Raw genomic sequence first — 20202 nt, 5'->3', positions numbered from 1 at the left:
GCACGGGTGTTCCCCGATGGGCAAGCGACTGCTTAGTATGCGACCGACCCCGGTCAGACGACGCGACGACGCGGTCCCCCTGGAGGCGGCGCATGCAGGCATGGCGAGTGCACGACAACGGTGAACCGGGCGAGGTGATGCGGCTGGAGGAGACCGAGCCGCCCACCCCGGGCGAGGGCCAGATCCTGCTCAAGGTGTGTGCCGCCAACGTCAACTTCCCGGATGCGCTGCTGTGCCGTGGCCAGTACCAGGTCCGACCGCCGCTGCCCTTCACCCCGGGCGTGGAGATCTGCGGCGAGACGGAGGACGGCCGCCGGGTGATCGCCAATCCGGTGCTGCCGCACGGCGGTTTCGCCGAGTACGCCGTCGCCGGCAGCGACGCCCTGCTGCCCGCCCCCGACGCGCTGGACGACGCCGAGGCGGCCGCCCTGCACATCGGCTACCAGACGGGCTGGTTCGGCCTGCACCGCCGGGCGCGCCTGGAGGCCGGCGAGACCCTGCTCGTCCACGCCGCAGCCGGAGGGGTCGGCAGCGCGGCCGTGCAGCTCGGCAAGGCGGCCGGCGCCCGGGTCATCGGAGTCGCCGGCGGTGCCGCAAAGGCCGCCGTGGCCCGCGAGCTGGGCTGCGACGTGGTGATCGACCGGCACACCGAGGACGTCGTCGCCGCCGTGAAGGAGGCCACCGGCGGTCGGGGCGCGGACGTGGTCTACGACCCGGTCGGCGGCGCGGCCTACGCCCAGTCCGCCAAGGCCGTCGCCTTCGAGGGCCGGATCCTCGTCGTCGGTTTCGCCGGCGGCACCATCCCCAGCCCGGCGCTGAACCACGTGCTCGTCAAGAACTACTCGATCGTCGGCCTGCACTGGGGCCTGTACAACACCAAGAACCCCGGGCTGGTCCGGCACTGCCACGAGCAGCTCACCGACCTGGCCGCCCGGGGCGCGATCAAGCCGCTGGTGAGCGAGCGGGTGCCACTGGTCGGGGCCGCGGCCGCCGTCCAGCGGGTCGCCGACGGAGCCACCACCGGCCGCGTCGCCGTGGTGCCCGCCCTGAAGAACGGAGCCGCCGCATGACCGGCGCCGAGGAACTGCGCCGCCGCACCAGCGAGTTGCTGGCCGCGCACCCGCCGGCCACCACCGGCAGGCTCGACTTCCTCAGAGCCCGTTTCGACGCCGGGCTCGCCTGGGTGCACTACCCGCGGGGCCTCGGCGGGCTCGGCGCCGCCCGCTCCCTCCAGGCCGTCGTGGACGCCGAGTTGGCAGCGGCGGGCGCCCCGGACAACGACCCGCGCCGCATCGGCATCGGCCTCGGCATGGCCGCGCCGACCATCCTGCGCCACGGCACCGAGGAGCAGAAGCGGCGCTTCCTCAGGCCGCTGTGGACCGGGGAGGAGGTCTGGTGCCAGCTGTTCAGCGAACCGGGCGCCGGATCCGACCTGGCCGCCCTCGGCACCCGGGCGGTCCGTGAGGGCGACACGTGGGTGGTCGGCGGCCAGAAGGTGTGGACCTCCAGCGCCCACCTCGCCCACTGGGCCATCCTCATCGCCCGCACCGACCCCAACCTGCCCAAGCACCAGGGCATCACCTACTTCCTCTGCGACATGACCGACCCCGGGGTCGAGGTGCGGCCGCTGCGCCAGATCACCGGGGAGGCCGAGTTCAACGAGGTCTTCCTGACGGGCGTGCGCATCCCCGACTCCCACCGCCTCGGCGAGGTCGGCGACGGCTGGCGGGTCGCCCGGACCACGCTCATGAACGAGCGCGTGTCCATCGGCGGTATGCGGCTGCCCCGCGAGGGCGGCATGATCGGCCCGGTCGCGAGGACCTGGCGCGAGCGTCCGGAGCTGCGCACCCACGACCTGCACCAGCGGCTGCTCAAGCTGTGGGTGGAGGCCGAGGTCGCCCGCCTGGCCGGCGAGCGGCTGCGCCAGCAGCTGGCCGCGGGCCGGCCCGGCCCCGAGGGCTCCGGCATGAAGCTCGCCTTCGCCCGCCTCAACCAGGAGATCAGCGGCCTGGAGGTCGAACTCCGCGGAGAAGAGGGGCTGCTGTACGACGACTGGAGCATGCGCCGTCCCGAACTGGTCGACTTCACCGGCCGCGACTCCGGCTACCGCTACCTGCGCGCCAAGGGCAACAGCATCGAGGGCGGGACCAGCGAGGTCCTGCTGAACATCGTCGCCGAGCACGTCCTCGGCCTGCCCGCCGAACCGCGCACCGACAAGGACGTCGCCTGGAAGGACCTCGCCCGATGAGTACGACGAGCGCCGAATCCGACCTGCTGTACTCGGAGGAGGAAGAGGCGCTGCGCGCCGCCGTCCGGGACCTGCTCACCGACCACTGCGCCCCGGCGGACGTGATCGCGCGCGCCGAGTCGGACGCCCCGCACGACCTCGCGCTGTGGAAGACGCTCGCCGACGGCATGGGCCTGGCCGGTCTGCTGGTGCCCGAGGAACACGGCGGCCACGGCGCCACACACCGCGAAGCGGCCGTCGTCCTTGAGGAGTTGGGACGAGCGGTGGCACCCGTCCCGTACCTCACCAGCGCCGTGGTCGCCACCGAGGCACTGCTGGCCTGCACGGGCGATGCCGCCACCGGGCTGCTGTCCCATCTGGCGTCCGGTCGTGCGATCGGCGCCCTTGCGGTCGGGCTGCACACCGCGCCGGGCGCCTTCAGGACCGTACGACTGGAATCCGGTCTGCTGCATGGGGAGTTGACCGGCATCGCGGACGCGGCGGTCGCCGATGTGCTGCTCGTGCCGGCGGGGGACGGCGCTCTCCACGCCGTCGACGCGGACGACGTCACCATCACCCCGCAGCTGTCGCTGGATCTGACCCGGCCGCTCGCGACCGTCTCCTTCGACGCCGTACGGGGCCGCCGGCTGGGCGACGCCGGGCCCGCCGTGCACCGGGCACTGCGCGCCGGCGCCGGGCTGCTGGCCTCCGAACAACTCGGCCTCGCCGACTGGACGCTGGCCGAGACCGTGCGCTACCTCAAGGAGCGTACGCAGTTCAACCGGCCCGTCGGCGGATTCCAGGCGCTCAAACACCGGCTCGCCCAGCTGTGGCTGGAGGCCGCCGGACTCCGCGCCGCCGCCCGGTCCGCGGCCGACGCGCTCGCCAGGGAGGAGGACGCCGACGTGGCGGTCGCCGTCGCCCAGGCCTACGCGGCGCCCGTCGCCGTCCGCGCCGCCGAGCAGGCGCTGCAACTGCACGGCGGCATCGGCATGACCTGGGAGCATCCGGTCCACCTCTACCTGAAGCGGGCCAAGGCGGACTCGATCGCGTACGGCACCGCGGGCGCCCACCGCGAGGCGCTGGCCCGACTGGTCGGCCTCGAGGCGCCCTGACCCCCGGGCCGGGCGTCAGGGGCGCAGGCTGCCGACGATCTGCGCCGTGGCCATCAGACCCTCGTGGATGGTGGGCGCCATGCTCGTACCCGCCAGGAAGAAGCCGAGCAGGACGCAGACCAGGGCGTGCGAGAACTTCAGCGCGCAGTTGCGCACGAAGATCACCGCAAGGACCAGGAGCAGCAGCACCACAGAGATGGAAATGGCCATCGTCGTCCTCCTCCGCCACGCCCACTTCGCGGCTTTCGGCCGCAAGTGTGGCGTAGCGGGAGGTCAGCTCGTGCGCTGGACGTGTCCTCCGAACGTGTGGTTCTGCCATCGTCCCGGAACCGCGCCCCGGGTTCCGGAACGTGATGCCCGGTACGGGGCTCAGGCCTCGACGACGCGGGAGCGGATGAGGAAACGCACTCCCTCGGGCGCCTCCAGGGAGAAACCGCTGCCCCGTCCGGGCACCACGTCGACGACGAGCCGGGTGTGGCTCCACACCTCGTACTGGCTGCGCGACATCCAGAACGGAACCGGCCGGTCCACCCCCTCGACCTCCAGCTCCGCGAGCAGCACGTCCGAGCCGCCGGTACGGAACTCGCCCTCCGGGTAGCACATCGGCGCGCTTCCGTCGCAGCAGCCGCCCGACTGGGGAACATCAGCGGCCCGTGCGCCTCGCTCAGCCGCCGCACCAGGTCGGCCGCCGCGGGGGTGAGCTCCACACGCGGGATCTCCTCGTACATCGTCGCCGTCCTTCGCCGCTCCGGAAGAAGAAGCCGGACCCAGACAAGCAGCACGGAGGTTGCGACAAGGTTGCACGGCACGCGTTCCCGGGGCCTGCCGTGCGCGGTCGCGCCGCCGTGCCCCGTCGCGGCGCGCGCGTACGGGCGATCACTGAGATCCTGAGCGGGAGAAGCGCTGCCCATGACATGACCGGTGGTGGTGAGCGCGGTGTCCGAATGCGGCGACAACGGTCCCGGGCCGACGGCCGCGGGCGTGGATCCTCTGGGGGACCCGTTCCTGCGCACCCGTTTCGCCGTGCCGGTGCCGCCGACCACGTTCCTGCGCCGGCAGCGCCTGCTCGAGCATCTGGACCAGGCGCTGGCCACACCGCTGACCATGGTCAATGGCGGCGCGGGTGCGGGCAAGACGCTGCTGGTCGCCGACTGGGCCGCCCACCTGGACCGGTCGGTGGCCTGGCTCACCGCGGGCGCCACCGAGCAGGCACCCGGCGTCTTCTGGGCCTACCTGCTGGAGGCCCTGCGCGCCTGCGGGGCGCACGAGGCCCGCGACGTCGGCTGCCCGGCCGAGGCCGGCGTGGTGGACCACGGCCTGCTCGCCCGGCTCGCCGCGCAGCTGAACGGCCGCGACCGGCCCGTGATCGTCGTCCTCGACGAGTACGACCGGGTGACCGCCCCGGAGATCGCCGATCAGCTCGGTTTCGTACTGCACCACGCCGGACGGGGCATGCACCTGGTCCTCGTCACCCGCACCGAACCGACGCTGCCCCTGCACCGCTACCGCGCGGACGGCACCCTGACCGAGATCAGGGACGCGGAACTGGCCTTCACCCCCGAAGAGGCGGCGGTTCTGCTGGAGCTGCACGGGCTGCGGCTGGGCGACGACGCGGCCCGCGCGCTCGTCGAGCGCACCCGGGGCTGGGCGGCGGGCCTGCGGCTGTGCGCCCTGGCCGCGCAGCAGAGCAGCGACCCGGAGACCTACCTCAAGGAGTTCGAGGCCGGACAGAGCACGATCGCCGACTTCCTGCTGGCCGAGGTGCTCAAGAGACAGCCGGCCCCGACCCAGGACCTGCTGCTGCGGGTCAGCGTCCTGGACCGGTTCTGCCCGGACCTGGCCAACGCGCTCGCCGGGCGCCGGGACGCCGAACCCATCCTGACCGAGCTGCACCGGGCGAACGCGTTCGTGGAGCACCTCGGCCACTCCTGGTACCGCCTCCACCCGCTCTTCGCGGAGATCCTCGCGGCGCACCTGCGGGTGCGGTTCCCCAGCCTGGAGACCGAACTGCACCGCAGGGCCGCCGAGTGGCTGCGGCACACCGGGCCGCTGCCCGAGACGCTCGCCCACGGTGCCGAGGCCGGCGACTGGAGGTTCACCGCCCGCATCCTGGTGGACGACCTCGCGATCGGGCAGTTCTTCACCGGCCTGCGCTCCGGTGACCTGGGCGAGCTGTTCTCACGGATGACCCCCGAGACCACCGGCCCCGAGGCCGACCTCGTCCGCGCGGCGCGCGAGCTGTCCGACGGCGACCTCGGCCACGCCCGCCCGCACCTGGAGCACGCCCGTCGAGAGCTGGCCCGCGCCGGATCCGACAGGGTGGCGGCCCGGCTCAGTTTCGCCCTCCTGGACACCCTCGCCGCCCGGCTGACCGGTTCCCCGGGCCGGGCCGAACACGCCGCCCGCACGGCGCGGCAGCTGCAGCAGGACCTCCCCGCCGACCTCCTGGACAAGCACCCCGAACTCGCCGCCCTGCTGCAGACCCACCTGGGCGCCGCCCGCCTGTGGGCGGGACGGTTCGAGGACGCCAGGGCCGTACTGTCCGCCGCGGCCGCCGGGTCCGACGGGGCCACGGCGCTGCCCCGGGAGGAGTCCCTCAGCCAGCTCGCGCTCATCGACTACCTGACCGGCTGGCCCACGCGGGCGGAACGCAGGGTCCTGGCGGCGCTCACCGACGCGGAGCGGTTCAGCCTGGCCGAGCCGACCGGCTCCGGACTCGGCCACATGGTCCTGGCCGCGGTGGCCGTCGACCGTGACGAACTGGGGGAGGCCCAGGCCCTGCTGGACCGGGCGACGGCCCCGCAGCCGGTGCCGTGGGATCCCGTGACGGCCGCCGGTCTGGTCATCGCGCGGGCACGCCTCCAGCTGGCCCGCGGAGAGGTCCGGGCCGCCCTGGAGACCGCCGAGTCGGCCGTCCCCGCCGCCGTGGCCTCGCCCTGGGCCGAGGCCCACACCGCGCTCGTCGTCTCCGCCGCCCACCTCGCCGAGGGCCGCCCCGAGATGGCCGTGAAGGTGCTGGAGGACGGCGTGGGCCAGGACGCCGCCTGCACGGTGGCGGCCGCCCGCGCCCACCTCGCCGCGGGTGACCCGGGCACCGCCCTGGACCTGCTCGACGCTCTTCCCGCCGGGCAGCGCAGCGGTCCCGCCGTCACGGTCCGGGCCCTGCTGGTGCGTGCCGAGGCCACCGGCCGGCAGGGCGACCACACCACCGCGCGCCGGCTGGCGGCCCGCGCGCTGCTGGACGCCCGCAACGAGCGGCTGCGGCGCCCCTTCCACGAGACCGGACCGTGGTTGCGCCGTCTGCTGGACACGGACGCCTTCCCCCGGCTGCCGGCCCGCCCGGGCCTCCGGCCCGGGACCGTGCCGGAGACGGGCCGCCCGCCGGCCCTGGTCGTCGACGAGCTCAGCGGCCGTGAGCGGGACGTGCTCCAGCGGCTCGCGCTGATGATGACGACCGAGGAGATCGCCGCGGACCTGTTCGTGTCGGTCAACACGGTCAAGACCCACCTCAAGAGCGTGTACCGCAAGCTCGGCGTCAACCGGCGCAACGAAGCGGTGCACCGGGCCCGCGAACTGCACCTGCTGTGAACCGCCTGCGACGGGCCGACACCGACTACACCGGCGGGGTGTACGGGTCCATGCTCGCCGCCTCCGTGGTGGTCGGCGCCGGCACGCCGGAATCCTTCCCGCGGATGCGACTGGCGCTGTTGCTGCTGCTCACCGGTGTGGTGTTCTGGCTCGGGCACGTACACGCCCAGCTGTTCGGCGCCCGCCTGGCCCAGCGCCGCCCGGACCGCGGCACCGTCCTGCACGTGTGCCGCGACGAGTGGCCGATCGTCGAGGCGGCCCTGCCGCCGGCCCTCGCGCTGGCCGTCAGCCCGCTGTTAGGCCTGGACCTGTCGGGCAGTCTGTGGCTGGCGCTCGCCGTGGCCGTGGCCGGACAGGTGGGCTGGTCGGCGGCCGCGGCGCGCCGGGCCGGCGCCTCCTGGGGCCTGGTGGCCGGGACGGCGGCGGTCAACCTGGTGATCGGTCTGCTGATCCTCGCGTTCAAGATCGTCTTCACCCACTGACGCGGGCCCTCACCGCCCGCCGTATCACCTGCGCCGGGTGAGGCCCGGCGGCCCGGCCGGGCGGACCCTCGGACAGGGGGCGTGGTACGCCCGTCCCAGGTCACCGTGGGAGCGGCTGATGCGCTACGAGATCCGCGTCGACGGGCACATGTCGGAGACGCTGACCAAGGCATTCCCGGAGCTGGACCACGTGGTGATGTCCGGTCAGACCGTCCTGTTCGGCCCCGTGGTGGACGAGGCGCATCTGTACGGGCTGCTGGCCCGCTGCCAGTCACTGGGCCTGCGGGTCCTGGAGATGCGCCGCATCCCGGAGTGACTCCAACGGGCGCCGTGAGCTTGCCCGCCGGTCATCTGGAGCATGGTCAGCACCCGCCCCGTCTGCGATCGCGCCGCGATGTCGCCGTACCCGACGGTGGTGAACGTCGTCAGCGCGAAGTACAAGGCGTCCGTCCTGGTCAGCGGCTCGGTGAAGGAGCTCGGGTCGGAGTGGTCCAGGAGGTAGTAGGCGCCGGCGAACAGCAGCAGGAAGAGCGGAAGCGTGATCGCCAGCGCCTCCACCGCCTTCAGCCGGGGGTACGGGGAGCGAGCGATGGCCCACACCTCCCCCGCGAAGAACAGCGCGACACCGACCAGCCCCAGCCCGAGCAGGAGCGCCGTCGTGGCCGTCACCCGGCCGTCCAGAGGCAGCAGGTAGTACGCGGTCACCAGACCGGTCGTGACGAGCACCGAGCGAGCGAGCACCATGACGGCCGCCGACCGGAGCACATGCCGCTCCCGGTCCCGCCGCGGCGGGCGCCTCCCCGCGTTGTCCGGGGTGCGAGGAGCTGCCGAGTCGCTCATCCCGTGTCCCTTCGGTTCCGCTGTCCGGGAAACGCGCGCGGTCCGCATCCAGACCAACGCGGCAGCGCGGGAGACGGATCACCCCTCATGGGTGACCCGTACGCCACCGCCCCGCGGGACGCTGGCGTACGGGTCCTCACACACCGTCCCGTCGGCGGTCCGGCAGCGACCTTCAACCGATCCCCGCGAGGAGGAGCCATGACCGTGTCGCGTGGTTCGGCACCGCGTGCCGGAGCGGAGCACAGGCCCGGCGGGACGGGCCCCCACCCGGGCGGCGACCCCGCCGACGTGCTGGCGGGACTCGGCAGTTCCTGGTCCTGGCTGCTGGCCTCGGCGCTGGCGACGCTGGTGCCGGGGATCATCGTGCTTGCCTGGCCGAACGAGACCCTGCACGTCCTGGCGATCGTGATCGGGCTGTACCTGCTCGTGACCGGCGCGTTCCGCTTCGTCGCCGCCTTCTCCCGGGAGGAGCACGGCGAGCGCCTGCCGCGGCTGCTGGTCGCGGTGCTGTTCGTGCTCGCCGGGGTGCTGTGCCTGAGGCACCCGTTGCAGACCATCGCCGCGCTCTCGCTGATCGTCGGGATCGTCTGGCTGCTGTCCGGCATGCTCACCGCCTACACGGCGCTCGCCCTCAGGAGCCTGCCCCACCGCGGCATCCTCCTCGGCGCGGCGGCGCTCGCCATCGTCGCGGGCGTCGTGGTGCTGGCGCTTCCCACGCAGTCGGCCCTGGTGCTGACCCGGCTGCTCGGCCTGTGGCTCGTGCTGCTCGGCCTGGTCGAGCTGGGCGTCGCCTTCGCCTGGCGGTCGACGCTGCGCGGGGCCGCCACGGGGACCCCGACAGGGCCCGCGGTCACGGTTTGAGCCTCGTACGCCGCCGGCCGTGCCGGTCCGGGGCCGCGCGCCGCCGTCCCGCCGGCCGGCTGCGTCGACCAGCCCCCGTCGAAGCGGCTCACGCCGTGTGGCGCGCCGCCCCGCACGCGACGACCAAGGAGAATCCATGGCCCCCGCCGACGCCCCCCTCCCCCCGGCCCCGGGCGGCGCCGGGGAGCCCCGGCGCTCCCTGACCTCCGCGGAGTTCGCCGAGTACGAACGGCTCCGCCGGGCGGCCGCGGTCAAGCACCGGAGGCTGCGCCGGGCGGGCGCCACGGTCCTGCTGGTGGTGACGCTGGTGTTCGCCCCCCTGGCCGTCGTCGCGGCCTGGGTGCACGAGACGGTCGGCGACACCGACCGCTACGTCCAGACCGTCACCCCACTGGCCCACGAACCGGCCGTGCAGAACGCCGTGACCGACCGGCTGACCAAGCGAGTCGTGGACAACATCGACGTGAACGCGGTGACGGCGTCGCTGACCGACGCCCTCAGGAAGTCCGGGGCGCCGCCGCGCGTCGTGGACGGCTCCAGCGCGCTGACCGGCCCGCTGCGCAGCGCCATCACCGACGTGGTGCACCGCGTCGTCAAGCGGGTCGTCACCAGCGACGCCTTCGAAGAGGTCTGGGTGACCGCCAACCGGCGGGCGCAGACGGCCCTGATGAACGTCCTCACCGGAAACCAGACGGGCGCCGTGCGGGCCCAGGGCGACGCCGTGCAGCTGGACATCGGGGTCGTCGTCGACCAGGTCAAGAAGAGGCTGGAGGAAGCCGGCTTCAAGAAGGCGTCCGTCATCCCCGCACCCGACCGTACGATCACGCTGTTCAAGGCCGAGAAGCTGAGCAAGGCCCAGGACGCCATGCGGCTGCTCGACATCGTCGGCGTCTGGCTGCCCGTCGTCACCATCGTGCTCGCCGCGCTGACCGTGTGGACGGCTCCGTCGCACCGGTTGATGTTGCAGGTCACGGCCATCGGCGTGGGTGTGATGATGATCGTCCTGCTCATCGCCCTGGCCGTGGCCCGCCGGGTCTACCTCGGTTCCGTCCCGCCGGCCACACTGCCTCCGGACGCCGCCGCGGTCATCTACGACACCCTTGTGCGGTTCCTCCGCGACAGCGCGCGCACCCTGTTGGTCGTCGCCGTGATCACGGCGCTGGCCGCCTACCTGTACGGTCCCGGTCGCGTGGCTCGCGTGGCGCGGACGCTGTCCCGGCGCAGCACCACCGCCGCGGGTGAGGCGCTCGGTCGCGCAGGAGTGCACACCGGCACGGCCGGACGCTGGCTGGACGCGCACCGGAAGTGGACCACCGGCGTCGTCATCGCGGCCGGCGCGCTCGCCCTGGTGCTCTGGAACCGTCCCACGGCCGCGGTCGTCGCACTCGTCCTGTGCGTGGCCCTCGCCGTCCTGATCCTCCTGGCCGTGCTCGCCTCCGCCACGGGTCCCGCCGAGTCCGCGCCACCCGACCGCGCACACCCCGCGACGTCCTGAGCCCTCGACCCCCGGGGTCCGCGCGGCGGGTGTCGTCCCACGGTCACCCGCATCGGGTGAGGCGCCCGGGCCTTGCCGTACGCACGCTGACAGAGGGCAGACAGCGCAGCCGGGCCCAGGCCCGGAACGAAGAAGAGAAATGAGCACGCAGATGAACCTCGCGTACGACTACCCGCTGCTGAGCGCCTTCTGGACGATGCTGTGGTTCTTCCTGTGGATCATGTGGTTCGTCCTGCTCTTCCGGGTCGTCCTCGACATCTTCCGCGACGACGGCCTGAACGGCTGGGCCAAGGCCGGGTGGCTGGTGTTCTGCATCGTGCTGCCGTTCCTCGGCGTCCTCGTCTACGTCATCGCCCGCGGCAAGAGCATGGGCCGCCGGGAGATCGCACAGGCGCGGGAGCAGCAGGAGGCCTTCAACGCCTACATCCGGCAGACCGCGGCCGGGAGCGGGGGCGGGTCCAAGGTCGACGAACTCGCCCGGCTGTCCGACCTGCGTGCCCGCGGAGACATCACCGACGAGGAGTTCGCCCGGGCCAAGGACATGATCCTGACCGGCGGCGTCCCCGAGGGCCGCGCCACCTCCGTGACCTCCACCCCCGAGGGCCCCGACAGCTCTGTCAGCTCCACTCCCGGCCGTCGATGAGCACGCCGGACGAGACGAAACGAGGGAGAAGATGACCGCGACCCACACCGCACGGCCGCATCCGGCGAAGCAGGCATGGGCCACCGGCCTGATGGCCTTCGCCGCCGTCATGCTGATGATCGCCGGAGTGCTCGACATCTTCCGCGGGATCATGGGCATCGCCCAGGACGACGTCTTCGTCACCACGCGCAACTACGTCTTCCAGTACGACCTCACCGGCTGGGGCTGGATCCACCTCGTCCTCGGGGTGCTCGCCGTGATCATCAGCGTAGGCCTGTTCCAGACGGCGATGTGGGCGCGCGTGGCCGGTGTGACGATCGCCGGGCTGATCATCTTCGCCAACTTCCTGTCGCTGCCGTACTACCCGGTCTGGGCGGTCGTGATGATCGCGTTCTCCGGGTTCATCATCTGGGCCCTGTGCGTGCTGCGGCCCGAGGAGTCCCCGACCTCTCCCACCAGCGCCGCGCCCACCGCTCCCACCTCCACCTCCACGGGGACCACCCCGCCACGCACCCCGTGAGGGACCGCCCGGGCGGACCGGCGCGGCCCCCCGCTGCCCTTGGCGGCGGGCGCCGGCGCCGCCCGTACATCCACAGCAGGCGGGTCCCCACGCGCAGCAACCGCACCGCCGCCAGGCCGCCCGAGGACCCGGGCACCAGGACGCCCTGATCCGCCTCCCGTGCCAGGCCCGGCGCTCGGGATGCGCCGCCCGTACCGGCGGGTAGCGTGGAAAGGGCTACGTAGGAAACGGCGAAGCAGGAAAACAGAGAGACCAGGCGGGAGGGATTCTCGTGGGCGCAGCACCGGAGACCCTGCAGAAGGCCGAACTGACGGAGGAGCAGCAACGCGCCAGTGAGCGTCAGTGGTTCCTCGATGCCGACACCGGGGAGTTGAAGCCGGAGGAGAATTCCGACCGCGACGAGCAGACCGGGCCGGGCCCGGTCCGCGTGGCTCGCTGGACCTTCGATTGACCGCTCCGCCCGAGGACCGGGTCTGGGCGCGCCACCACCGGCGTACGGGAGCCGTGCTGATCGTCGGCGCGGGAGCGGTCGGCGGATTTCTCGCCGAGGAGCTCGCGCGGATCGGATTCAGCCCGCTCCGGCTGGTGGACCCCGACACGCTCGCGGTGGAGAATCTGATCCGCCACCCACTCGGTGCCCCGGCCCTGGGACAGCCCAAGGCTCTGGCACTGGCCGGGAAGATCCGTCGCGACTTCCCCTCGTGCGACGCCACCGGCCATCACGCGGACTTTCTCGAGCTGACCGAGGACCAGCAGCGGTCGCTGGTGGGTGGTGCGGACGTGGTGGTGGCGGCGACCGACTCGGCCGTGTGCCAGCGCCACGTCAACCACGTGGCCCTCGCCGTGGGCAGGCCCGCGGTCTATCCGGCGGTCTGGGTGGACCCGAGGATCCGTGACGCCGAGGTCGGCGAGATCCTGTGGGTGCTCCCCGGCAGGCGTACACCCTGCTACGAGTGCGCGGTGGCCTTCCGGCAGGGGACCGCCGACACCCAGGCGGCCCGCGGTGCCCGGGTGGACATCCAACTCGTCGCCCTGGCCACGGCCCAGGTCGTGACCGCGCTGGCACACCCCGACGACGACCGCTCGGCGATCCTCGATCCGCAGCGCACCGCCGTCTACCTCCACGGACTGACGCCCACCTCGCCGGGCGTCCGGGCCACCTTCCCCACCACGGGGCTGAGCAGCCGGAACGTCCGGGTTCCCTTCCCGTCCCGGCCCTGCGCCGCCTGCCACGGCTGGCGCCATGTGGCCTCTTCCCCCGCACCGGCCGCCGTGGGAGCGGGCGTGCGGCCCGGCGAGGACGAGGACCGGGGACGCGGCTGGCCCGTCTTCGCGGCCGTCGTGCTGTGCATCGTGGTCTTGTTCATCGTCTCGGTCGCCCACGGCAAGCACATGTAGGGCCCGGTGACACTGAGAGCGCGCTCGTCGTCCGTCACGGCCCTTCGGGGGTCTGCCCGGGACCGGGGAGCGGTTCGAGTTCGGTCACCGCGTACTCGATCCGGACGTCGTCGGCCAGTTTCAGCGCGCCCAGGAACGCGCTGTACGGCTTGATCGCCCAGCTGGACTGGGTGACGGTCGCCCAGCCGCACACCATTCCGTCCCCGTCGCTGCCCCCGTGAACGGTCACCGGGTGGCTCCGGCCCCTGATGGTGAGGTCCCCTGTGATCTCGAAGGACTCGGGAGTTCCCGTGACGCTCGTGGAGCGGAAGGCGATGACGGGGTGCTGTGCGGTGTGCAGCAGGCCCTCGCCCGCCAGCAGGCGTTTGATCTCCACCTTGTCGGCGTCGGTGAGGGGCTTGATCCCTCCCGTCCCCTCCCGGACCGTCAACGATCCCGTCTCGACCGTCACAGTCACCGACGACTTCCCGGGATCACTCGTGACGACCACCGCCTCCCCGGACCACCGGGTGGCCTCGAGCGTGAGGTCGTGCCCCGCCTTCCGTCCGAGCCCCGCGCGGCTGGTCCTGATCAGCAGACGGCCGGTCGGCGACCCGAATCCGTATGTTCCCTCATGCAGTACCACAAGCCCGACTGTAGGCGATGAACCCAAGTATTTCCGGATGAACGGGCGGCCGCGGAGAGGACCGCTTCGACCGCGGCGTCGTACACCGCCTCCTGGTCGACGCTGCTGACCGCGTCGATATGGGCGTGGGTGACCGGGTACTCGCCCCGCCGCAGCCGGGCGTAGACCCGGGTTCGCCCGGGGATTCCGACGCCCGACCCCCGACCTGGGCCTGGACGCCGACCAGTCGGACCTGGCACCCCCGGGGCCGGGAACAGCCGGTGACGTCCTGAGAGTCGATTCCCACCGTTCCCCTTCGGTCGCCCTCGAGACCGGAGGGGGCGCACGGGTGGCATCGCAGTCTTGGTGCCCTGTTCGCCCCGCAAGGCCCGGGTACTCGGTGACCGGGTAAGCCGACAGGTGCGACGGCGAGGAGCATCGGTGACCGGGAAACAGGCCGTGGAGCGGCTGGACAGCGCCGTCTACACGGTTCCGACCGACGGGCCCGAAGCGGACGGGACGCTCGCCTGGGACAGCACCACCCTCGTCCTCGCCGGCGTCCGCTGCGGCGACGTCAGCGGGCTCGGTTACACCTACGCCCCCGCGGCGACGGCGCGCGTCATCGACGACCTGCTCGCCGACGTGGTCACCGGCACCAGCGTCCTCGACGTGCCGTACCTGAACGAGACCATGCGACGCGCCGTACGCAACGCCGGTCTGCCCGGCATCGCGGCACAGGCCATCTCCGCCGTCGACATCGCCCTGTGGGACGCCAAGGCCCGTCTGCTCGGCCTCCCCCTCGTCCGGCTCATCGGCGCGGCGCGCGACGACGTGCCCGTGTACGGCAGCGGAGGCTTCACCACCTATGACGACCATCAGCAGGACCGGCAACTACGGGGCTGGGTCGAGGAGGAGGGCATCCCCCGCGTCAAGATCAAGATCGGGGAGTCCTGGGGGCAGCGCGAAAGGCGCGACCTGCGGCGGGTGGCGCAGGCCCGCGCCTGCATCGGCGAAGCGGCCGACCTGTACGTGGATGCCAACGGCGGCTACAGCGCCAAGCAAGCGGTGAGGGTGGCCGCCGCGCTCGCCGACGAGGGCGTGACGTGGTTCGAGGAACCCGTCTCCTCCGATCACCTCGACACGCTCGCCGCGATACGCGCTCGGATCACCCCTGACCTCGCGGCCGGGGAGTACGGCTACGCGCTCCCGTACTTCGCTCGCATGCTGGCCGCCGGTGCTGTCGATTGCCTCCAGGCGGACGTCACCCGATGCGGCGGTGTCACCGTCTGGCTGCGCGTCGCCGCCCTCGCCCAGGCACACGGCCTGGACATCTCCGGCCACTGCGCACCGCACGCCCACGCCCACGTCGCCGCCGCTGTCCCCAACCTGCGGCACCTGGAGTGGTTCCACGACCACGTCCGTATCGAGCGGCTCCTCTTCGACGGCGTGCTGGACCCCGCGGGAGGTGCGCTCACTGTCGGCCGTAACGGAGCGCCCGGCCTGGGACTCACCCTCAACGCCGAGCGAGCGCGCCCGTTCCGCGGGCGGTGACGGCCGCCCGTCCTGATCGTCAGCTGGTCGCCAGTACGACCGCCATCGCCAGCAGACCGATGGCGACGAGTGCGACGACGATCCAGATCACTGTGAGGGGCGCGACCGCCCATCCTTTGCTCAGTGCCTCGCGCTCCGGGGCACCGAGCCCGGACACGCCGGACTCGGCGGGAGGCGTGGCACCGGGGGCCATCGCGGTGTCCTCCGGTACGGCCAGGCCCTCCACCGGGCGGCCCTGGTCCTCGGGCGCCCCGCCGTTTTCCGGTCCCGGCCGGCGCGGCCCTTCCGGTGTCGCCCCGGGCGACGGCGGATCCCGGCGGTCGGCGTTCGGACCACCGGCCCGGTATGCATGCTTCGCGTTCATGACCTCAGTCCTTCGTCTGTGGGGGCACGCGCGTCCATGGGGGGGCACGCGGAACAGCTCCGCTATGCGGCCTTCGCCCGGGCGAGGACGTCGTCGGCGAGCGGTTTGTCCAGAGCGGCGTGGACCAGTCCGTCGGTGAACCGGGCCAGTTCGCGCTTGCTCACCAGGTGCGCGAGGTACTCGGGGGAGGTGGGCAGACCGAGCCGTTTGGCACCGTCCTGCGCCTTGCGGTCGACATAGGGCGCGAACTCCGGCCAGATCGTCTGGACGGTACGCAGGAAGATGTCGACGCCGGTGGGCCCGAGCCCTGGTATGTCCTGTAGCGCCTTCTTCGGGTCGTCTTCCTCGCGGAGCTTGCGCAGATCGCCGCCGTACCGCTCCAGCAGCAGTTCCGCGCCCTCGCCCAGCATGGTGGCGGTCCGCTCGTCGTACCGCCGGTATCCGCCCTCGCCGAGCGCGTCCACGCGCTGCTGCCACGACGCCTGCGCCATCGAGCGCGCGTTGCGCAGGCCCGCCTCGAAGAGCGCCCGTGCGGCGGCCACCGCGATGTCCGCCCTGATCCGGGCGCTGAGCAGGATGGCCAGGACGAGTGTCTGGTAGAGCGGGCCGGGGGTGTTGCGCAATCTGACCCCTGCCTGGGCCAGGTAGGTGGAACCCTGCCGGTCGAGCAGCGCCCGCACGACCGCCTTCTCGGTGCGGTCGCGGGAGTTCTTCCTGGTCGTGGTGCTCATGACGCCTCGCAACGTCGGCGAAGCCCGGGTGCGGTCCGGGGGAACGTAGTGCGGGTTTCACGAGTGCGGCGGCCGGAAACCCGCCGGTGAAGAGATGTCCTGACGCAGTTCCGCACGGCTTCGCGGCAGAACTCGGCGGGCCATGAACGACGAGGCAGGAATCCGGGGATCCCACTGGCTCGAGACCGCGCCCCCAGGCGATCCGGCCCCGCCTCCGTCCGGTGGCATCGCCGTCGAGGTCGCCGTGGTCGGCGGTGGAATCGCCGGGCTCAGCACGGCCTGGGAGCTGGTACGGGAGGAACGCGAGGTGGCCGTCCTGGAGGCGGACCGCATCGCCGCAGGGGTCACCGGCTGCACGACGGCCAAACCGACCGCGCTGCACACCCTGATCTACGACCACCTCCGCCGTACCCGCGGCCCCGAGGGCGCGAGGCTGTACGCGCGCTCACAGACCGAAGCCATACGGCACGCCGCCGACATCGTCGGCGAACTCGGTATCGAGTGCGAGTGGGAAGAGGCCGCCGCCTTCACGTACGCCGAGAGCCCCCGGCACGCGGAGAAGCTGCGGACGGAGGCGGACGCGGCGCGCGAGGCGGGCCTGCCTGCCGAGTTCGTCGCGGAAACGGGCCTGCAACGCGGTACACCCGTGCGGGAGCCGGACCGCCCGCGGGCAAGGCGGTACACCCGCGGGCAACGCGGCCCGCCTACGGGCAACGGCGTACCCGCCCCGCCCGCCAGGGACGCGGCGCGCGCCCTTCGCGGTCGCCGGTGCCGTCCGGTGGCCGACCAGGCGCAGTTCCACCCTCGCAAGTACCTGCTGGCGCTCGCGGACGACCTGCGCCGGCGCGGAGGCGCCGTGTACGAGGGAACACGCGTCGTGGGCCTCACCGAGGACGAGCCCTGTGTCCTGTCGACGGACGCGGGCGTGTCGGTCCGCGCCGACGAAGTGGTGATCGCCACGCACTACCCCGTCTTCGACCGCGCGCTTCTCTTCACCCGGCTCTCTCCCCGCCGTGAGCTGGTCGTCGCCGCGCCCATCGCGGAGGACCGGGCCCCACGCGACATGTACATCACGCCCGAGCAGAACACGAGGTCCGTCCGCACCGCACCGTACGGTGACGGCCAACGCCTGCTGATCGTCACCGGCGAGCACTTCACCCCAGGGGCCGCCGACGTCGAGGAGCGGTTCACCCGACTGTCCGCGTGGGCCGGCGACCGCTTCCCCGGGCGCACGTTCACCCACCGGTGGGCAACTCAGGACAACGACTCCACCGACTCGGTCCCCCTCGTCGGACCGCTCCGTCCCGGCAGCCGTCACACCTGGGTGGCCACCGGGTTCGGCGGCTGGGGTCTGAGCGGCGGCATCACGGCGGGCCGCCGCTCAGCGAGCTCGTCAACGGCCGCGCGGTCGAGTGGGGCGGCCTCTACGATCCTCGCCGCCTGGCCTTAGTGGTCCGCGAAGGAGCCTCGTTCCTGAAGCATCAGGCCCACGTGGCCAAGCACTTCATCGGCGACCGGATGCCGTCCATGACGGAACCGGCGCCGGAGGACATCCCCGCGGGCAAAGGCGCTGTGGTACGCGTGAACGGACGGCAGTGCGCTGTCCACCGCGACGAACAGGGTCAGCTCCGGGCGGTCTCCGCCCGCTGTACCCACCTCGGCTGCATCGTGTCCTTCAACAGTGCGGAGCAGGCGTGGGAATGCCCGTGCCACGGTTCCCGCTTCGCGCCGGACGGCCGGGTCCTCCAGGGCCCCGCCGTGCACCGGCTCGAGAAGCGAGAGATCTGAGCGCGAGGATTCGGCGTGACCGGGTCGTACGTAGGCCGGCGGTCGATCCGCGCAGCGGCAGACCCGCGCCGGCCGGACAGGTCGGGGAGAGGCTGTACATGTCGCTCCCGCACTGCGCCGGTTCGGCGACCACGACCGGGTCGCCGAGGGCCTGCACCGGTTGCTGGACGGCGGCACGGGAGCGGTCCGGCAGCGCGCCGCCGTCCGTGGCGGCGGCCGCCCGTACTGCTGGACCTAGTGGCCGGAGGCACCGCCGGTCAGCCATGAGGGGCTTGCCGCGGCGGTGATCGCCGTCTGCGGTGCCGAGGTCGGGGGTCTGATCAGATTCCTTCGAGCTTCCGGCGGGCCGGACCCAGCGCATGGCCGCGACGCAGTGCCGGCTGCCAGGGATCGTCGTCCTTCAGGCGGGCGTCGATGGTGGTCAGCGTCCAGCGTTGCGGGCCGAGGTCCGGGTCGTCCAGTTCCGCCCAGCTCAGGGGCGTGGCGACGGGGGCGCCGGGCAGCGCGCGGACGGCGTACGGGGTGACGCTGGTCTGGCCGTAGGCGTTGCGCTGGACGTCCAGGTAGAGCCGGCCTTTGCGGGCTTGCTTGCGGGGCGCGGTGGTGAGTTGACCGGGGTGCCGGTCGGCGAGCAGGTCGGCGACGCCGCGGGCGAATGCGCGCACCTCGTCGAACCCGGCGCGGCGGTCCAGCGGGACCAGCACGTGCAGTCCGCGAGAGCCGGTGGTCATCAGGCCGGAGGGCAGCCCGAGTTCGTCGAGCAGTTCGTGCAGGAGGGCGGCGGCCTCCCGCACGGGTGCGAAGTCCCCGGCGGGCGGGTCGAGGTCGAAGACCAGGCGGTCGGGGTGGTCGGGGCGGTCGGCCTTGGACAGCCAGCGGTGCGGGGTGATGCACGCCTGGTCGACGAGGTAGAGCAGGCTCGCCAGGTCGTCGCAGACCGGGTAGGTGACGGTGCCGTCCTCCTTGGGCAGTTCGCAGCGGTGGACCCAGTCGGGGAAGTACTCGGGGGTGTCCTTCTGCATGAACCGGCCGTCGCCGATCCCGTCCGGGTACCGCTCGAGCATCAGGGGGCGGCCGCGCAGGTGCGGCAGGATGCGTCGGCTGACGTGCCGGTAGTAGCCGGCCAGATCGGCCTTGGTGATGCCGTCGTCCGGGAACATGTCCTTGTCGGCCCGCTTGATCTCGACGGTGCGGTTGCCCGTGCGGATCTCGGCCGTGGTCATGGTGCACCTCGCTCATGGGTCCTGTTCAAACCTTCTCGCCCTCCATCGCGGCGACCTGTCTCAGGGTGTGCCCGGAGCGAACCGAACGGGCTCGGCGGGGATCGGGAGTGCGCTGCTGGGCAGCGTCGGTTTCGCGGGACTTGACCAGCAGCCACGCCTCGCGTTCGCCTCCGCCGCCCCGGCGGAACCGAGTGAGCGCCCAGTCGCCGTGCAGCTTGCTGCCGTCCAGCCGGAACGACGCGTGGCCGCGCTCCAGCGCCTCGGCGAACGGGATCTCACGACCGCGCTTGTCGGTGCTGCGGTTGCGGAAGGTGCCCTCGTCCCAAATGATCACCGTACCGGCGCCGTACTCACCCTCGGCGATGACACCCTCGAAGTCCCGGTATTCCAACGGGTGGTCCTCGGTGGGCATCGCGAGCCGCTTGTCGTGCGGGTCACCGGACGGCCCCTTGGGGACCGACCAGGACTTGAGAACCCCGTCGACCTCGAGCCGGAAGTCGAAGTGCATGGTGCTGGCGTCGTGGATCTGCACCACGAACCGGGGCTCAGAGCCGGACGCGGACCGGTCGTCACCCCTCGGCTCCCGTGTCGCGTGGAAGTTCCGTCTCCGGCGGTACTCCGCCAGCGTGTCCTCCGCGGCCATGCTCCCTTCCTTTCTTGAGCCCGGTGTCGCCGGGGACGTCACTCCGTTCCCGCGTCGGCTCCTGCCGTGGTGCTCGCGGGCTCGGCGGGGCCGGGTTCGACGAAGCTGTACGGCGGCAGCGGGCCGTTG

General features: G+C 72.6%; 19 protein-coding genes and 4 pseudogenes. 14 read left to right on the top strand and 9 right to left on the bottom strand.

The window, feature by feature from the left end:
* The first annotated feature begins 92 nt into the window (after positions 1-92).
* The 3 genes from ACFY4A_RS20785 to ACFY4A_RS20775 are packed head-to-tail and all read left to right on the top strand — an operon-like array spanning position 93 to position 3342.
* The gene (locus ACFY4A_RS20785) at positions 93-1070 is read left to right on the top strand and encodes an NADPH:quinone oxidoreductase family protein (protein ID WP_390830844.1); all 978 of its coding nucleotides are present in this window, start codon (positions 93-95) and stop codon (positions 1068-1070) included.
* Positions 1067-2248: an acyl-CoA dehydrogenase family protein gene (locus tag ACFY4A_RS20780; protein ID WP_390830843.1), complete on the top strand. Its 1182-nt coding sequence runs from the start codon at positions 1067-1069 to the stop codon at positions 2246-2248. Before ACFY4A_RS20785 ends, ACFY4A_RS20780 begins: the two co-directional genes overlap by 4 nt.
* On the top strand, positions 2245-3342 hold the full coding sequence (locus tag ACFY4A_RS20775) for an acyl-CoA dehydrogenase family protein (RefSeq protein ID WP_390830842.1): 1098 nt from the start codon (positions 2245-2247) through the stop codon (positions 3340-3342). Before ACFY4A_RS20780 ends, ACFY4A_RS20775 begins: the two co-directional genes overlap by 4 nt.
* Before the next feature lie 15 nt (positions 3343-3357).
* Here the strand turns inward: ACFY4A_RS20775 and ACFY4A_RS20770 are convergent, their stop codons facing one another.
* The gene (locus ACFY4A_RS20770; RefSeq protein WP_390830841.1) at positions 3358-3552 is read right to left on the bottom strand and encodes a hypothetical protein; all 195 of its coding nucleotides are present in this window, start codon (positions 3550-3552) and stop codon (positions 3358-3360) included.
* A 159-nt stretch (positions 3553-3711) separates the two neighbouring features.
* Positions 3712-4070, bottom strand: a pseudogene (locus ACFY4A_RS20765) (DUF779 domain-containing protein).
* 193 nt (positions 4071-4263) lie between these two features.
* Here ACFY4A_RS20765 and ACFY4A_RS20760 point away from each other — a divergent pair.
* The 3 genes from ACFY4A_RS20760 to ACFY4A_RS20750 all read left to right on the top strand — a co-directional run bounded on the left by ACFY4A_RS20760 (position 4264) and on the right by ACFY4A_RS20750 (position 7728).
* The gene (locus tag ACFY4A_RS20760; protein ID WP_390830840.1) at positions 4264-6930 is read left to right on the top strand and encodes a LuxR C-terminal-related transcriptional regulator; all 2667 of its coding nucleotides are present in this window, start codon (positions 4264-4266) and stop codon (positions 6928-6930) included.
* A gap of 50 nt (positions 6931-6980) precedes the next feature.
* Complete coding sequence (locus ACFY4A_RS20755; protein WP_390830958.1) at positions 6981-7412, top strand: hypothetical protein; 432 nt, start codon at positions 6981-6983, stop codon at positions 7410-7412.
* Between the two features lie 118 nt (positions 7413-7530).
* The gene (locus ACFY4A_RS20750; protein ID WP_358731557.1) at positions 7531-7728 is read left to right on the top strand and encodes a hypothetical protein; all 198 of its coding nucleotides are present in this window, start codon (positions 7531-7533) and stop codon (positions 7726-7728) included.
* 23 nt (positions 7729-7751) lie between these two features.
* On the opposite strand, the pseudogene ACFY4A_RS20745 reads toward ACFY4A_RS20750, so the two are convergent.
* A pseudogene (locus ACFY4A_RS20745) lies at positions 7752-8252 on the bottom strand (potassium channel family protein); the annotation flags it as partial.
* 198 nt (positions 8253-8450) lie between these two features.
* On the opposite strand from ACFY4A_RS20745, the gene ACFY4A_RS20740 reads away from it, so the two are divergent.
* The 6 genes from ACFY4A_RS20740 (at position 8451) to ACFY4A_RS20715 (ending at position 13169) form a co-directional block, all read left to right on the top strand.
* On the top strand, positions 8451-9113 hold the full coding sequence (locus tag ACFY4A_RS20740) for an HdeD family acid-resistance protein (RefSeq protein WP_390830839.1): 663 nt from the start codon (positions 8451-8453) through the stop codon (positions 9111-9113).
* Between the two features lie 136 nt (positions 9114-9249).
* Positions 9250-10608, top strand: coding sequence for a hypothetical protein (locus ACFY4A_RS20735; RefSeq protein WP_390830838.1), 1359 nt, complete (start codon positions 9250-9252; stop codon positions 10606-10608).
* A gap of 139 nt (positions 10609-10747) precedes the next feature.
* Positions 10748-11251: an SHOCT domain-containing protein gene (locus tag ACFY4A_RS20730; RefSeq protein WP_390830837.1), complete on the top strand. Its 504-nt coding sequence runs from the start codon at positions 10748-10750 to the stop codon at positions 11249-11251.
* 31 nt (positions 11252-11282) lie between these two features.
* Positions 11283-11771 carry a hypothetical protein gene (locus ACFY4A_RS20725; RefSeq protein WP_390830836.1) on the top strand — a complete coding sequence of 163 codons (489 nt, stop codon included), beginning with the start codon at positions 11283-11285 and terminating at the stop codon, positions 11769-11771.
* Positions 11772-12042: 271 nt separating this feature from the next.
* Positions 12043-12222 carry a hypothetical protein gene (locus ACFY4A_RS20720; RefSeq protein WP_390830835.1) on the top strand — a complete coding sequence of 60 codons (180 nt, stop codon included), beginning with the start codon at positions 12043-12045 and terminating at the stop codon, positions 12220-12222.
* Entirely contained in the window at positions 12219-13169 is a 951-nt protein-coding gene (locus ACFY4A_RS20715; RefSeq protein ID WP_390830834.1) for a HesA/MoeB/ThiF family protein, read from the top strand. Before ACFY4A_RS20720 ends, ACFY4A_RS20715 begins: the two co-directional genes overlap by 4 nt.
* Before the next feature lie 34 nt (positions 13170-13203).
* On the opposite strand, the gene ACFY4A_RS20710 is transcribed toward ACFY4A_RS20715, so the two are convergent.
* Positions 13204-13794 (bottom strand): YceI family protein, encoded by a 591-nt coding sequence (locus tag ACFY4A_RS20710; protein WP_390830833.1) that lies wholly within the window; start codon positions 13792-13794, stop codon positions 13204-13206.
* 420 nt (positions 13795-14214) lie between these two features.
* Between ACFY4A_RS20710 and ACFY4A_RS20705 the strand changes: the two genes are divergently transcribed.
* Entirely contained in the window at positions 14215-15324 is a 1110-nt protein-coding gene (locus ACFY4A_RS20705) for an enolase C-terminal domain-like protein (RefSeq protein WP_390830832.1), read from the top strand.
* Between the two features lie 19 nt (positions 15325-15343).
* On the opposite strand, the gene ACFY4A_RS20700 is transcribed toward ACFY4A_RS20705, so the two are convergent.
* A complete protein-coding gene (locus tag ACFY4A_RS20700) occupies positions 15344-15688 on the bottom strand; it encodes a DUF6480 family protein (RefSeq protein ID WP_390830831.1) in 345 nt (114 codons plus the stop codon).
* A 62-nt stretch (positions 15689-15750) separates the two neighbouring features.
* A complete protein-coding gene (locus ACFY4A_RS20695; RefSeq protein ID WP_390830830.1) occupies positions 15751-16419 on the bottom strand; it encodes an endonuclease in 669 nt (222 codons plus the stop codon).
* Between the two features lie 142 nt (positions 16420-16561).
* Between ACFY4A_RS20695 and ACFY4A_RS20690 the strand changes: the two are divergent.
* Positions 16562-18207, top strand: a pseudogene (locus ACFY4A_RS20690) (FAD-dependent oxidoreductase).
* A gap of 320 nt (positions 18208-18527) precedes the next feature.
* Here the strand turns inward: ACFY4A_RS20690 and ligD are convergent.
* The 3 genes and pseudogenes from ligD to ACFY4A_RS20675 form a co-directional block, all read right to left on the bottom strand.
* Positions 18528-19430, bottom strand: coding sequence for a non-homologous end-joining DNA ligase (gene ligD / locus ACFY4A_RS20685; RefSeq protein WP_390830829.1), 903 nt, complete (start codon positions 19428-19430; stop codon positions 18528-18530).
* A gap of 25 nt (positions 19431-19455) precedes the next feature.
* The gene (locus tag ACFY4A_RS20680; RefSeq protein WP_390830828.1) at positions 19456-20073 is read right to left on the bottom strand and encodes a DNA polymerase ligase N-terminal domain-containing protein; all 618 of its coding nucleotides are present in this window, start codon (positions 20071-20073) and stop codon (positions 19456-19458) included.
* A 38-nt stretch (positions 20074-20111) separates the two neighbouring features.
* Positions 20112-20202 (bottom strand): annotated as a pseudogene (locus ACFY4A_RS20675) (gas vesicle protein); the annotation flags it as partial.

It is taken from the genome of Streptomyces sp. NPDC001292, from assembly GCF_042896465.1.
Classification (GTDB): Bacteria; Actinomycetota; Actinomycetes; order Streptomycetales; family Streptomycetaceae; genus Streptomyces.
Note: the sequence above shows the minus strand (reverse complement) of the source record. Positions and strands in the feature narration are given on the sequence as shown.